The sequence below is a fragment of the Pseudoalteromonas sp. SG41-2 genome, assembly GCF_014164535.1.
Taxonomy (GTDB): domain Bacteria; phylum Pseudomonadota; class Gammaproteobacteria; order Enterobacterales; family Alteromonadaceae; genus Pseudoalteromonas; species Pseudoalteromonas rhizosphaerae.
In genome coordinates this window covers 39,640-54,350 of record NZ_JACJFK010000026.1, presented here as the reverse complement: position 1 = coordinate 54,350, position 14,711 = coordinate 39,640, and the positions used below count along the sequence as shown (strand labels likewise).

The 14,711-nt window shown below is 39.6% G+C and carries 14 protein-coding genes; 3 read left to right on the top strand and 11 right to left on the bottom strand.

What is annotated here, in order from left to right; genetic code table 11:
* Positions 1-177: 177 nt before the first annotated feature.
* From H5186_RS18050 to H5186_RS18015, 8 genes are all read right to left on the bottom strand, one after another.
* Positions 178-390: a calmodulin gene (locus H5186_RS18050; RefSeq protein WP_145241752.1), complete on the bottom strand. Its 213-nt coding sequence runs from the start codon at positions 388-390 to the stop codon at positions 178-180.
* Positions 391-538: 148 nt separating this feature from the next.
* Complete coding sequence (locus H5186_RS18045; protein WP_145241750.1) at positions 539-757, bottom strand: calmodulin; 219 nt, start codon at positions 755-757, stop codon at positions 539-541.
* 77 nt (positions 758-834) lie between these two features.
* Entirely contained in the window at positions 835-1,047 is a 213-nt protein-coding gene (locus tag H5186_RS18040) for a calmodulin (RefSeq protein ID WP_182718501.1), read from the bottom strand.
* A 452-nt stretch (positions 1,048-1,499) separates the two neighbouring features.
* Positions 1,500-2,180: a flagellar brake protein gene (locus tag H5186_RS18035; RefSeq protein WP_182740626.1), complete on the bottom strand. Its 681-nt coding sequence runs from the start codon at positions 2,178-2,180 to the stop codon at positions 1,500-1,502.
* A gap of 54 nt (positions 2,181-2,234) precedes the next feature.
* On the bottom strand, positions 2,235-3,686 hold the full coding sequence (locus H5186_RS18030) for a TrkH family potassium uptake protein (protein WP_182718503.1): 1,452 nt from the start codon (positions 3,684-3,686) through the stop codon (positions 2,235-2,237).
* Between the two features lie 51 nt (positions 3,687-3,737).
* On the bottom strand, positions 3,738-4,352 hold the full coding sequence (locus H5186_RS18025; RefSeq protein ID WP_182740625.1) for a YigZ family protein: 615 nt from the start codon (positions 4,350-4,352) through the stop codon (positions 3,738-3,740).
* A gap of 68 nt (positions 4,353-4,420) precedes the next feature.
* Entirely contained in the window at positions 4,421-5,743 is a 1,323-nt protein-coding gene (gene pepQ / locus H5186_RS18020; protein ID WP_182740624.1) for a Xaa-Pro dipeptidase, read from the bottom strand.
* A gap of 88 nt (positions 5,744-5,831) precedes the next feature.
* Entirely contained in the window at positions 5,832-7,718 is a 1,887-nt protein-coding gene (locus H5186_RS18015) for a transglycosylase SLT domain-containing protein (protein ID WP_182740623.1), read from the bottom strand.
* A gap of 194 nt (positions 7,719-7,912) precedes the next feature.
* On the opposite strand from H5186_RS18015, the gene fadB reads away from it, so the two are divergent.
* From fadB to tusA, 3 genes are all read left to right on the top strand, one after another.
* Positions 7,913-10,072: a fatty acid oxidation complex subunit alpha FadB gene (gene fadB / locus H5186_RS18010; protein ID WP_182761697.1), complete on the top strand. Its 2,160-nt coding sequence runs from the start codon at positions 7,913-7,915 to the stop codon at positions 10,070-10,072.
* A gap of 4 nt (positions 10,073-10,076) precedes the next feature.
* Positions 10,077-11,246: an acetyl-CoA C-acyltransferase FadA gene (gene fadA, locus H5186_RS18005; RefSeq protein WP_149983177.1), complete on the top strand. Its 1,170-nt coding sequence runs from the start codon at positions 10,077-10,079 to the stop codon at positions 11,244-11,246.
* Between the two features lie 203 nt (positions 11,247-11,449).
* On the top strand, positions 11,450-11,689 hold the full coding sequence (gene tusA / locus H5186_RS18000; RefSeq protein WP_182718508.1) for a sulfurtransferase TusA: 240 nt from the start codon (positions 11,450-11,452) through the stop codon (positions 11,687-11,689).
* Between the two features lie 30 nt (positions 11,690-11,719).
* Here tusA and H5186_RS17995 read toward each other — a convergent pair whose 3' ends face one another.
* The 3 genes from H5186_RS17995 to H5186_RS17985 form a co-directional block, all read right to left on the bottom strand.
* Positions 11,720-13,441 (bottom strand): DUF4105 domain-containing protein, encoded by a 1,722-nt coding sequence (locus H5186_RS17995; protein ID WP_259398812.1) that lies wholly within the window; start codon positions 13,439-13,441, stop codon positions 11,720-11,722.
* A 127-nt stretch (positions 13,442-13,568) separates the two neighbouring features.
* On the bottom strand, positions 13,569-14,036 hold the full coding sequence (locus H5186_RS17990; protein ID WP_149983174.1) for a DUF3015 family protein: 468 nt from the start codon (positions 14,034-14,036) through the stop codon (positions 13,569-13,571).
* A 202-nt stretch (positions 14,037-14,238) separates the two neighbouring features.
* The gene (locus tag H5186_RS17985; protein ID WP_182718510.1) at positions 14,239-14,688 is read right to left on the bottom strand and encodes a hypothetical protein; all 450 of its coding nucleotides are present in this window, start codon (positions 14,686-14,688) and stop codon (positions 14,239-14,241) included.
* Between the last annotated feature and the right edge of the window lie 23 nt (positions 14,689-14,711).

Genomic DNA, 14,711 nt, shown 5'->3' with positions numbered 1-14,711 from the left:
AGTGCTAATGTTTTATTTAATGTGTTCATAATTAATATTCCTTCAATGTACTATCAAAAAATTTGTCTCAATACTGGTTTTCAATGCGAGTAAAGTCTTCCTTGTTATCCTTTATCATGGGTTCCCTGCCCACTTAGGTTGTCTTTGGCAACTCAGGATAAACTCAGTATTAGGTTATTAAGCTTTTGAAAACTCTTCTTTTGATAACTCACCGTTTTGGTCAGTATCAAGCTCTGCAAATGTTGTAGATGTAATACCACCCATTGATGCTTCTTGCTGGCTCAGAGCTCCATTCCCATCAACATCTAGCGTATCAAAATCGGTAGCAGCAAACGCCGCTGATGAAGATGCCAGTGCGATAAGTGCTAATGTTTTATTTAATGTGTTCATAATTAATATTCCTTCAATGTACTATCAAAAAATTTGTCTCAATACTGGTTTTCAATGCGAGTAAAGTCTTCCTTGTTATCCTTTATCATGGGTTCCTTGCCCACTTAGGTTGTCTTTGGCAACTCAGGATAAACTCAGTATTAAATTATTAAGCTTTTGAAAACTCTTCTTTTGATAACTCACCGTTTTGGTCAGTATCACGCTCTGCAAATCTATTTAAAAGCTCAGCATCTTCTGCGGCTTCAACTTGACTGATCACACCATTTTCATCAACATCAAGGGTATCGAAGTCTAACGCCTCAAAGGCAAATGCTGCTGATGAAGAGGTTAATGCAATAAGTACTATCGCTTTATTTAGTATGTTCATTGGTTATCTCCTTTCACCTGAGATGATGAATAGTGTGTTACGAAGTCCTTTTCATTTTTCCCTGTCAAAAAGCGACATTAAGCTTTTGAAAACTCTGCTTTTGAAAGTTCGCCGTTACCGTCGCTATCAAGCTCTGCAAATTGGCTCATAAGCTCAGCATCAACTGAAGCTTCACTTTGGCTAATTGCGCCATTACCATCAACATCTAATGTGTCAAAGTCTGTTGCAGCAAATGCGGCTGAAGAAGATGCTAGAGCAATAAGTGCCAACGTTTTATTTAATGTGTTCATAATAAATATTCCTTCAATGTTTATGGTTTCGAACGATGTGCTAATCACATTTTCGTTCTGTACAACTAGACTATTACAACTTCGGTGCCACATTTTAAAAAACCTTTAAAATCAAATTGTTAAAAATAAATTTTACTTTTGACTGGCTATTTACGGTGTTTTTTGTTGCTTTTTAGCAACACGTAAACCACCTATAAAATATAGTTTATAAAAATCAATTGATTAGGTTTAATAGAAAAGACACAGATCAGTACTTACAGTGTTCGTATTTATATTTTTATAGGCAAGAAAAGTGACAGGCGCTGAAATTAACCAGCTGAAAACTAGCAACTGAAATAAATAAAAAATCTATGTTACTGATAATTAATGACAATAAAAATAAATTTAGAGTTCTTTAAGGTAGGTTACGGTATATCCGCTATTTTGTCGCAAAATAGCGAATATGCACAAATTTACACCAGCGGCTCAAGCACTGAAAGGTCAATAAAGTGGTCTTTCATGAAAGTTTTCATCTCGTCTTCACTTGCCGTTAGTTGAATACCAAATTGCGCGCTAGTGGCATGGCTTTTAACACTGCATATTTGTCCGCTAAACTCAGTAACACCTTTATTATTTTTATCGAGCATAATATGACACTGAGTATTCTTTAATTCACTGAGATCAGCTTTGCTTTTTACATCAAACATCACCCCAGTTACTGAGATATCTTTAATAACTCCTTGCATCTCGCGTTCGTCATTAAACTTTATTTTTGCAGCTAATAATGTGGGAATACGAGTTTGTGATCGTAAACTAAATAATTGCACTTCAGTTGGGAAGTTTAAATAAATAAGCCGTGCCGGGTGCGACGACACTGACATAACCTGCTGACGAAATGCTATAACTTGCCCACCACCGCTTTCAAGCACCGCTCTGACGATCACCACAACACCATCTTTTAAATATTCCCCCGCGTTACCTAAACGCTTTGCTGAGGGGTAATTTAAGATCACAAAACGCTCATGCAATAAACCAACAAATTCAGTTTTAACTCGTTTGCTGGCTGTGGGTGTTAAGATTTCGACATCAACAATGCTACCAGCACTAATATAGGCAAGGTTTTCTAAGTTTAATTGTTGTCTTGTTTTTGCCATTTCCTTTCCAACTACAAATAAATCATCTTGTACAAGTAATCGCTTTTATACAAATTAACCACGCCAGAAGGTCGGTGTAAACAACACTAATAAGGTGAATATCTCTAATCGCCCAAACACCATCGCAATGGTTAATAGCCATTTAGCGCCATCACTAATAGCGCCATAATGCGATGCAACATCCCCCAAACCAGGGCCGAGGTTATTTAAGCAAGCTGCGGTGGCTGAGAACGCCGTTATGTTATCCATACCGGTGCCCATTAACGCTAACATAATAATGACAAATACCAACGCATAAGCAGAGAAAAATCCCCATACGGCTTCAACTACTTTATCTGGTAATGCCTTACGACCAAGTTTAATAGAGTAAATAGCACGAGGATGCACTAATCGATTAAGCTCACGTATTCCTTGCAGATAAAGTAAAAACACCCGAACTACTTTCATACCGCCGCCAGTGGAACCCGCACAACCACCAATAAAACTCGAAAATATCAGTAAAATAGGCAAGAACAACGGCCATGCTGAAAAATTATCGGTGGCAAAACCCGCAGTAGTACTAATTGATACCGCTTGAAATAATGCCTGATCGAGCGTTTCGTCACCGTTTGCATATATATTATTGGACGACAGTACCGTAAAACACACAATCACCAGCGCTAGTTGAATAAACAAAAACACTTTAAACTCAGGGTCGCGGATATACACCCTGAGATTTCGACTCGAAACAGCCGCGTAATGCAAGGTGAAATTAACGGCAGCGATGATTAGAAATATCACGCAAATAAAGTTGATTAATGGACTGTCGAAGTGTCCCATAGAAGCATCGTAAGTAGAGAATCCGCCTATTGCAACTGTAGAAAATGAATGACAAATTGCATCAAACCAATTCATTCCTGCAGCCCAATATGCCAAAGTACACGCCGTAGTTAACGACACATAAATATACCAAAGATGTTTTGCGGTATCGGCAATACGTGGCGTCATTTTGGAGTCTTTTACAGGTCCCGGAATTTCAGCTCGATACAACTGCATACCACCCACACCAAGCATGGGTAGTATCGCAACCGCAAGTACGATTATCCCCATACCGCCAAACCATTGTAATTGCTGACGATAAAATAATACCGATTTAGGAAGATACTCAATGCCCGTGAGTACAGTTGCTCCTGTCGTCGTTAAACCTGAGAACGCTTCAAATACCGCATCTGCTAAGGATAAATTAGGTTCTTGTAAAAAAATCAGCGGTAAGGATGCGAATGCCCCTAGAACTAACCAAAATAGCACCACAATTAAAAAGCCTTCGCGTGCTTTCAAATCCCCATGCTCATGGCGGTTAGGGTAGTAAGCAATTAAGCCAATAATTACACTGAATATAAATGCGAGGACAAATGGCACACCACCACCATCTTTATAAATGAGCGATACAATTGCCGGCGGCACCATAGTGATACTAAACAGTACAACCAATTGGCCGAGAATTTTTATGATGGTACGAAATTGCATTGAGCTATCGCTTTTTTATTAAGTAATGATTAGTGCGTGAATGCTATTGTCTTACTCTTTAATACTTAACTCAACCGCGCCATGACTCAAATCATAAATATCTTTTATGGCTTGTGTGGCTTGGCGGCTATCTATAGTGATAACCCATTCAATATTAGCAGTAAATTGCTTTTCTATGTTAAGTACTTGATATTGCGTTTTTAGTAACTGCTCTATCGCTCCTTGCGTGCTGTAATCACTACAGCCCACCAGCTCAACACTAGGAACTTTTAATGTGGTTGTTAAATGTGCCAAGGCATTATTTAGCGAGCCACCATATGCTCTGACTAATCCGCCAGTGCCTAATTTTATACCGCCAAAGTAACGAGTAACCACAGCAGTGATTTCTCCAAGCCCAGAGCCCATTAACACATTAAGCATAGGCTTTCCTGCCGTACCATTTGGTTCACCATCATCAGAGAAACCATAAACATGACTACCACCTGGATTGCCTGCAACATGCGCCCAACAGTTATGACGAGCATCACTGTATTTACTTTCAATCTCACGGATAAACGCTTTTGCCGAGGCTAAATCTGGCGTATGAGCGATATGCACAATAAAGGTGCTTTTTTTTATTTCTTCTTGATGAAAAACGGTTGCTGCTGGGTACTTATATTCTGACATTCTTTAATAAACCCAAATAATGAAGCAAAAAATGGGGCCATATGGCCCCAACTTTTAACACCTGATAATTAATCTAACGATAAATCACGGGTCATATTTTCTAAGCTATCTTCGTGAACAATAATATTGTCCTCGATACGAATACCACCAAATGGTTTAAACGCTTCAACCTTTTCCCAGTTAATAAACTGTTTGTTGTCAGTTTGCGCTAAATCGCCAAGTAATGAATCGATAAAGTACAAACCAGGTTCAATCGTGAATACTTGGTTTTTCTCAATCAAGCGCGTGCAACGCAAGAATGGATGACCTTCAGGTGGGGCTTGATGTGTACCCTTTTCATCAGCCATAAAACCACCCATATCATGTACTTGTAAACCAAGATGATGACCAAGTCCATGCGGGAAGAAAGTCGACGTAATACCGCGCTCAACGATCTCAGCAGCTGGTAACTTAACAATATTAAAATCACTAAGCACCTGAGCAATACGTTGATGGCAATCTAAGTGCAGTTCACCGTATAACAAGCCTGGTTTCAATGCTTTACCCAATGCAATTTGGTGTTGTGTCATTGCGGCAATTAATTCGGCAAACTCGCCCGACTTTTTAAAATCATAAGTACGAGTTATATCTGCAGCATAACCATGAAAGTTAGCGCCAGCATCAATTAAGAACGAATGATGTGCCTTTGGGGCTTGAGGCTCAAAATGAGTGTAGTGCAAAATAGCGCAATTTTCGTTAAGCGCAACAATATTGCCATACGGCATTTCGTTTTCGCTTTGGCGAGTAGCCATTAAATACGCTTGCTGAATATCAAATTCAGAGCCACCGTTAAAAAAGGTATCACGCGCCGCTTTATGGCCATCAACCGCAATACGGTTAGCTTGGCGTAAGCATTCAAGTTCGTATTGAGTTTTATAAGCGCGGTGGTAATTAAAGTAATTGAGCACCGGCTCTGGATTCATAATGCTAAAGCCTAGCGCTTGGGCTACTTCTAGGTATTCTCCGATATAAGCGTACTTCGCTTTATCGTACGGTAATAGTTTTTCAACTTGATCAGGCTGTAATAATAGCTCGATATCAAAGTAATCAGCCCAAAAATCTCGTGGCTCATCTGGCACTTTGTGCCAAAAGTCGACTGGGCGATAAAAAATTAGTTTTGGCTTATCACTGCCATTTACAACAATCCAACAATGTGGATTATCGATGACCGGTAACCAAGCTTTAAAATGCGGGTTAACTTTAAACGGATAATACATATCGTCTAAAAACTGACGTTTAGCTTGTCCAGAATGGATCACTAAACCTTCTAATCCTTCACGTTCAATAATAGTACGAGTACGCTGCTGCAGTGTTGCAATATGTTCGGCATATAAAACGGCTAATTTATCCATAGAAAACCCATCTGTTAAATTTAACTTATTTCAAGTCTAACATAGACCCTGTTTAACCCCAATGCAGATGCGCTAAAGCACTTGTGCCTTAGCCACCCATCTTCATATCCAATATTGGTGCCAATATATTTCCTTCGCGCCCTAAACGCGTGTGATAAACCTGACGATATGCAAATACATTTTTTACGTACTCCCGAGTTTCACGATACGGGATAAGCTCAATCCATAATTCAGCAGGCATGGCTTCATCTGGTAGCCACTTTCTGATTCTATGGTAACCGGCGTTATACGAGGCTGTAGCTAGTATTTCGTTGCCATGGTTTTTCTTTTTTAAGTATTCTAAATACTCTGTACCTAAACGTATATTGGTCTTAGGTTGACTTAAACGGTTTCCTGAAACAGTACTTTTATTTACATACTTTGCTGTACTTGGTAATAGCTGCATTAAGCCACGCGCATTAGCATGAGAACGTGCATCAGGTGCAAAAGAGCTTTCACGGCGCGAAATAGCAATGCTCCAAGTAACATCTATATGATTACGTTTACTATAACGTTCAAATAAATCTTGAAAAGCAAATGGGAAACGTAACTCTACATAATCCCATGCCTTAATTTGCGCTAAAGTATAAATAGTACTGTCGTACCAATCTAATTCTGCTGCGAGTTTTGAAGCCGCGAGCTTTTCTTCATCGCTAGAAGTGCTTGTTAAATAATTCCATTCGCGACGAGCAGAAGTAAACCGCTCAAGTTCATACATCGCTTTAGCACGTTTAAAACCAGGGGCATTAGCCACCTCATGCATTAATTTGTCGCTCACTAACAATGGTTGATTATTGAGCTCAATAGGTAAACCCAACCGCGCAGCAGCCAAAAATCCATAATAATCACGCTCTTTTGCGACTATTTGCCAAATAGCTTTAGCACGCTGTGTATCACCTCGTTGTTCTAAACTATACGCTAACCAATATTGCTGACCCAGACTAAGATTTTCTTTACCTGTAAAAAACGCCACAATGCCCGACCAATCTTGGGTTTTTAGCATATTGCCTAACTGCCATTGCATTAATTTACGATCTTGGCGATCTTTGGGCACTTTACTCAACCAAAAACGCGCCTCAGGGTGGCCACTTGATGCCAGCGATAAAGCAAAACTATAATAAACATCAGCCTTTTGCTCGTCAGAATAGTTAAACATTTTGTCTAACTTTTCCCATGCCTTAAGCGCCAAGGTTTTATCTCGCCAAATTAAGCGTTTAATTCCATAGTGTGCAATTTCACTTTCTTTAACTGTTTTATGCTTATAGCGGTACATTCCTGCTACTGCACTGGGATCACTGCGAACTTTTCGGTAAAAGTCAGCCAAGTATTGCTCATTTTTCGGTAATAAGGTTTTTAAGTATGGCAGTAAGCTTTGCGAGCCACCTTGTGCCGATAACGTAATGCGTTGCCATATTTGCTCTTGGCTCATATAACCTTTTTTACGCCAAACATTAAATAGTGAATCGCATTCTTCTGGCTGTGATTTCCCGACAGTCCATAAATTTGTTACTTGACTCATTATCGCTTGTTCCGGCGCCCCTAAATCAAGCTGATACTGCAGGTAAGTGCAAGTCAGCTCACTATTTGTAGTCTCGCGATAATTATTAATAAAAGCAGCTTTGCGGTTTTGCTTTTGTAAATTCTGCAGCCATGCTTTGCGCACCGGCCACTCTAAAGGCGTACTTTGATAAATAGTTAAATAACGCTCTATTTCAGATTGATGCTCAATATCAGGATGGCGCTGCCAATAGAGTTGCTCTACATAAGGCTTTAATGGATGGTCTAGCTGTGCAACGACTTCCTTAAACTCTTGATAACTAGCATATTTGACTTTTTTTTCAGCATCTAAAAATGCGTCATGCTCCGTATTAGCGTAGGCAGAAAATAAAGGAAATAATAATGCTGCTGCCGTTACACTTAAAAATTGTTTTTTCATGATGACCTTAAATATTCAAAGGTAAATAAAAGACAAACACTTCGCCTACACCTTAGCACCAAACAAGCTATATTTTAACCAGTAGTAAGACACCACAGTAAATTTTTCGTTGCATTTTTAATTTAAAGCAAGCACACTGATTGAAATGCAAACTCATCGTACCAGTCTTAGTTCACTAACTAGGGAGAATAATAATGTTATATAAAAGCGATTCCTTTGAAGTTGCTTTCATCAAGGATAATATCGCCGAGTTCAAATTTTGTGTTGCAGGTTCTGTAAACACTTTGTCTCAGCAAACCTTGAAAGATTGCGCCTCTGCATTAAAAGAATTAGCCGCAAACAGTGATATCAAAGGCATGATTTTTACCAGTGATAAAGAACACTTTATTATTGGCGCCGATATTTTCGAATTTTTACCTACCTTTACTAAACCAGAAGCTGAATTAGTAACGTGGATCAAAGATGCCACTGATGTTTTTGACGCGCTAGAAGATTTACCATTCCCAACTTTAAGCGCTATAAATGGCTTAGCACTTGGTGGTGGTTGTGAGTGGGTACTCGCTACCGATTATCGTGTTGCTAGCACTGATGCTAAAATTGGCCTACCAGAAGTAAAACTTGGCATCATGCCTGGATTTGGCGGCACAGTTCGCTTACCACGCATTGTTGGTGCTGATAATGCGATGCTTTGGATCACCTCTGGTGCCGAAAACCGCGCAGCTGATGCTTTAAAAGTAGGTGCTGTTGACGCAGTAGTTAGTACTGACAAACTTATAGAGTCAGGAATTTCAACACTTGAATTAGCAATCTCTGGAAAACTAGATTGGCAAGCTAAGCGACAAGTAAAATTACAACCACTTAAATTGAACCGTGTTGAGCAAGGTATGAGCTTTGCAATGGCTGAAGGTATGGTTATGGGTAAAACCAAAGGCCACTATCCTGCTCCTATTATGGCAGTTCGCACTATTAAAGCAGCAGCAAACTGTGAACGCGCCGAAGCAATGGCAATTGAAAATGCCAACTTTGCTAAATTAGCACGCACCCCAGAAGCGGCAGCCCAAACGGGTATTTTCTTAGCAGATCAATACATCAAGGGGAAAGCGCGCAAGCAAGCTAAAACCAGTGATGTAGTAATTAAACAAGCTGCAGTACTTGGTGCTGGCATTATGGGTGGCGGTATCGCTTACCAGTCAGCTTATAAAGGAACACCTATTATAATGAAAGACATCCAACAGGATGCGCTTGATTTAGGTATGGGTGAAGCATCTAAGCTATTAGGTCAAAAAGTTCAACGCGGCCATATGGCGATGGACAAAATGGTAGCAACGTTAGGTAAAATCAAACCAACTCTTAATGATAGCGATTTACAAAGCGCTGATATCATTGTTGAAGCAGTTGTTGAAAATCCTAAAGTTAAACAAGCCGTTTTAGCAGGTCTTGAAAAAGACATGCCTGCAGGCACTATCTTAACGTCTAACACATCAACTATTCGTATTGATGAATTAGCCACGGCTCTTGAAAAACCTGAAAATTTCTGTGGTATGCACTTCTTTAACCCAGTGCCAAAAATGCCACTAGTAGAAATTATTCGCGGTGAGAAAACCTCAGAGCAAACTATTAACGCCGTTGTTGATTACGCCTTAAAGTTAGGTAAATCACCTATCGTTGTTAACGATTGCCCAGGATTCTTTGTAAACCGTGTATTATTCCCATACTTTGCCGGCTTTAGTAAGTTAGTTATTGAAGGCGCTGATTTTGCCAAAGTAGATAAAGTAATGGAAAACGTATTTGGCTGGCCTATGGGTCCTGCATACTTACTTGATGTTGTTGGTATTGATACGGCTTACCACTGTACTGGCGTGATGGCAGATGGTTTCCCTGAGCGCATGTCACGTGCCGAAAAAGATCCGGTAACAATATTCGCTAACGAAAAGCGTTTTGGTCAAAAGAACAAAGCGGGTTTCTACCAGTATGCTCCGGATCGTCGCGGTCGCTTGAAAAAAGCTCAAGATCCACAAGCCGTTGAGCTACTTAGTTCAATCACTGATGCACCGAAAGAGTTTGATAAACAAGAAATTATCGACCGTTGTATGATACCAATGATCAACGAAGTGCTACTGTGTTTACAAGAAAACATTGTTGCTTCTCCACAAGAAGCTGATATGGCACTTATTTATGGTATTGGTTTCCCTCCATTTAGAGGCGGCGCGTTCCGTTACTTAGATCAAACTGGACTAGCTAACTTTGTTGCAACAGCTGACAAATACGCTCATCTAGGTGCGATTTACCAAGTATCTGAACAAACTCGCAAATGGGCTGAAGAAGGCCGTATTTTCTATAAGGTGGAAGGATAAGACCATGAATACTCCAGTAATTGTAGATTGTATCCGCACGCCAATGGGCCGTTCAAAAAACGGTGTATTTAAACATAAGCGTGCCGAAGATTTAAGCGCCCACTTAATGAAGGGCTTACTTGATCGCAACCCAGCCGTTGATCCAGCATCGATTGACGATATCTATTGGGGTTGTGTACAACAAACTTTAGAGCAAGGTTTTAACGTTGCTCGTAATGCCGCATTACTTGCCGGCATTCCTCACACAGTGCCAGCGGTAACAGTAAACCGCTTATGTGGATCATCAATGCAAGCATTACACGATGCTGCTCGCGCAATCATGACTGGCGCTGGTGATACCTACATCATTGGTGGTGTTGAGCACATGGGTCATGTGCCAATGACCCACGGTAACGACTTTCACCCAGGCTTAGCAACTTCAATTGCACAAGCATCTGGCTCAATGGGCTTAACCGCAGAGTACCTTGCAACTATTCACGGTATTACCCGTGAGCAGCAAGACCAATTTGCATACCGCTCACATCAACGAGCTCATGCAGCAACGGTTGAAGGACGTTTCCGCCGCGAAATCCTCGCAATGGAAGGTCATGACGCAGATGGTTCACTGATTTTAGTTGAAGATGACGAAGTAATTCGTCCAGAAACAACTGTAGAAGGCTTATCACAGCTTCGCCCAGTATTTAACCCTGCATCTGGCTCAGTCACTGCCGGTACGTCTTCAGCTCTTTCTGACGGCGCATCTGCTATGTTAGTAATGAGCGAAGAAAAAGCCAAAGCTCTAGGCTTACCAATTCGTGCACGTGTTAAAGCCATGGCGGTTGCAGGTTGCGATCCATCAATCATGGGTTACGGCCCAGTACCAGCAAGTAAAAAAGCATTAGCACAAGCCGGTATCACTATTGATGATATCGATGTTGCCGAGCTTAACGAAGCATTCGCAGCACAATCACTACCAGTATTAAAAGACCTAGGTCTTGCTGATGTAGTTGATGAAAAAGTGAATTTAAACGGCGGCGCTATCGCTCTGGGTCATCCTTTGGGTTGTTCTGGTTCACGTATTAGCACCTCGTTAATCCACTTGATGGAAGATAAAAATGCACGCTATGGTTTAGCCACTATGTGTATTGGTTTAGGCCAAGGCATCGCAACGGTATTTGAACGTGTGCAAGATTAATAAAATGTATTAAGTAATACCTTGGTGATAAAAAGCCGCGTCGATTTATAAATCGACGCGGCTTTTTTATAATTAATTTTTTGCAGCTAAGTTATGTCGCTTTATAAGCACAAGTGAAGTGACTTTATTTATCAGGCTGAGGTCGTTAAACTAGCAGCCTTAAACTAATCGTTAAGCGCTAAATAAACAGTAAAGGTTATGCAATGAGTTTTGAGAATCCCGATCACCAATTAGATGCCATTGGCCTACGCTGTCCGGAGCCTGTAATGATGATCAGAAGCGCGGTACGTAAAATGGAAAATGGCGAAACTTTATTAATTATTGCCGACGACCCATCCACCACCCGTGATATCCCCAGTTTCTGCCGCTTTATGGATCACACATTGTTAGAAAAGGAAGTGGATGCAGTACCGTATCGATATTTAGTGAAAAAAGGGCTATAAATCAATAATTAACCATAATTAAAACATTCATTAATCCCAGTAAAAGTTTATTTTCAGCTGCCACTGAAACTCTGTTGCATGTTTATAACCAAATCGTATATCGAAATCTTGATTGATAGGCACTGATAGCTCGATGTTAGTTGCAATACCGCTTAACTGTTGGTGATAAAACTTCTCAATTGATGTTCTTAGTTTTAAATTAGAAGTTACAGTCGTTAAAAATCCTAGCTCTATTGAAGTATCCAGCCATTGTTGGGTGCTTTGTAATTCACCAGCATAACCATTAATCATACCGTACACTAGCGACTGATTAGCATTTAATAACCATGACTTTCCAACTCCTGCCATGGCAAATGTACTTGAGCAACTAAAGCACTGGCTGCGATTTCTTTCATAACCTACATTTATCTGCCATGCCCAACCGCCTTCATTTGGCCACTGGCTATAGGCTGGGTTAAATGATTCTAGATCTAAAAGATGTAATTTTTCTAGATATAACTGCGAATCAAATAAAGCAACTTCAACATCCAACATCTCTAAATTAGAGTAAGGAACTCTGGCAATATCAGAAGCTAATGAATCAAAATAACTCAATCTGAAACCTAAATTTAGGCTTTGTTCATTTTTATACACAGTTGAAGAAATAGATATATTTGAGGGTTTCTGAGCTGAATGCGGTGCATGTTTATCATAATTAATAAAAGAGGTTTCTTTACCTGGAGGTAGGACTAAACGAGCTTTAATAAGAGCTTTTTTTAACTTTTCAATGTGTTCAACATCATATTTTTTTATTTGTTGCAACTGAACAAACTCAAAAAGAGTTTCAATAATTCGTTTTTTAGTTACCACATCTAGATTTGTAAATGTCGGCTCAAAAAGTATATTTTGCGAATGATAAATAGCTAAAGCCAGCTTGGAGTCTTTCGCTGAAAGATTGTTTTCATATTGATGAAAAACACTACTTCTTGAAGGAGTAAACTCAATCTGTTTTACTAGCTTTTCGTTATTATATTGAGCACTATTTAAGCGAGAAAAAATAGTCGCAGGAATAACCCAAGGCGAAAGCTCATTCGTTAACTGCTCCCCTATAATTAATTCAACAACCCTTGCGATATGAAATGCACAGTTTTCATCCGCAAAATAGTAAGAATACTTAGCCCCCATAATTTCCCATAAATGATTAGTTAAAAAGAGGACGTCTTCTTGGCTAAAGTTAAGCTTATATTCCCATATATCTCTCAGCTCTATTTCACCATAGTTATGTTGATGACGGTAAAATAGTTGATCTGAAAAACCGGCCTCGTAACCGCCAAATAACCCTTTCGTAATATAGACCAAACCGTTTTCATTATCAGGAACTAGTGCGCCATAATTTAAGCTGTAATCTAGTAACTTATTGTGCTCTGGCGTTGATCTATTTAGCTTTAAAAGCATATGACCATAAAGCGAAGCCGGATTACTCATATACCCTGAAGCAAAGACTAAACTTACAGAGTGAATCGGTTGTTTATCTCTCCACTCTATAAGTTCGATGCATTCAACCTTTGGCTCTGAGAATTCAAGCCCTTGTGATAGTAACCACTGATATCTAGCAGGATATTTGCATTGCATTTGTGCGTCTTTATTAAATGCATCAATCGTTGCTTTTAACTCGGATGAAGGGTTATTTTTGCCATTTTTTGAGATAAAAAATGAATCACTCTCAATATAACTTTGAGGAGCTGATGCGTTTTTATAATGCCCTAATTTCAACCAGGTTGGATGCTCGGAAAGTGAGCTAGATGAATAAGATGAAAACGTAGCAAACAGTGCTAGTGCTGGTAAGCATTTGATTGTAGTCATAAGTATGAGTAGGTGCTGACACCTACTCTATTAACAGTTAAATAACTGGGCAAGTAGCTGCAAACTGTGTTGTCACTTTGCTTTCAACAATTGCATATAATGCTTGAGGGTCTTGAGCAGGTTTAGTCGCAAAATCGCTACGGATAGCATTTACAATTTGACCATGAGAACTAGCGTCACAACCACGCACATTTAACATTGCAGTAACATACTCACCTTCACCTTCAGCAATTTCTTGCTCAAGTACAGGGAATGTTTGTTGAATAAATAGAGCTGTTTTTGCACCTGCGCCTTCACAGCTACCTACAGATGATATATTTGAAGATACTGCTGTAGTACCTAAATCCCAAATAATATTTGAAATTGCTGCTGCGGTTCCATTCTCTGGGAATATCATTGCGCCGATACCACAATCCTGCCAAGGGTTAACGCCCTCTTTAGCCTGTAATGGAGCAGCTATAAAAGCCCCCGCTAAAACAACTGCTGTTACTGTAGTTTTTAACATCTGTAATCCTATTTTAATTTTTTTTATTCATATAAACGAGCAGAGTATAGTGATATCGAGCTCTTTATAGATTTAAAAGAAGTTTTGATATAATACTCAAAAATGATTGACTACGATTAACGCAAAAAATCAATAACAATATTAACAGGATGTAATTACTTTTGTAAATATAATCAGTGTACTCAAACCTAAATCTCTACTCTCACTTCTTTGTTATTGTTACTTTTGGCTGATCGTTATTATGATAATCGATACTAACGATGTAGCTGCCTTTAATTGCAGGAGTGAAGCTAAAGTAATTATAGGTAGTATTGCAATCTGCTTTGACGCTTTGCCCTAACGTCAGAGATTGACCGGTTGGATCTTGTTCACTGAATCCGCAATTATAACCTGCGCTCCAATCCATATCGGCAATTTTAAATTCATACACTTTACCCGGTGTTGAAAACTTTACTTGTGCTTGATAAAGCGCAGGCGCGACTTGAGTAAATTCATATTGCTTTTCTGCATCCCATAAATTGAAGTCGCCGCGGAGGTACATTGTACGGTCAAGTTCTTGGCCTGGCAGTACATCGCTAAGATCTGGCATTTGTATTTGGCTCGAACAAGCACTCAATAAAGTAACTAGAGCCACTGTTAATATACGTTTCATAGGTATTCCCTCTAATACTAAAA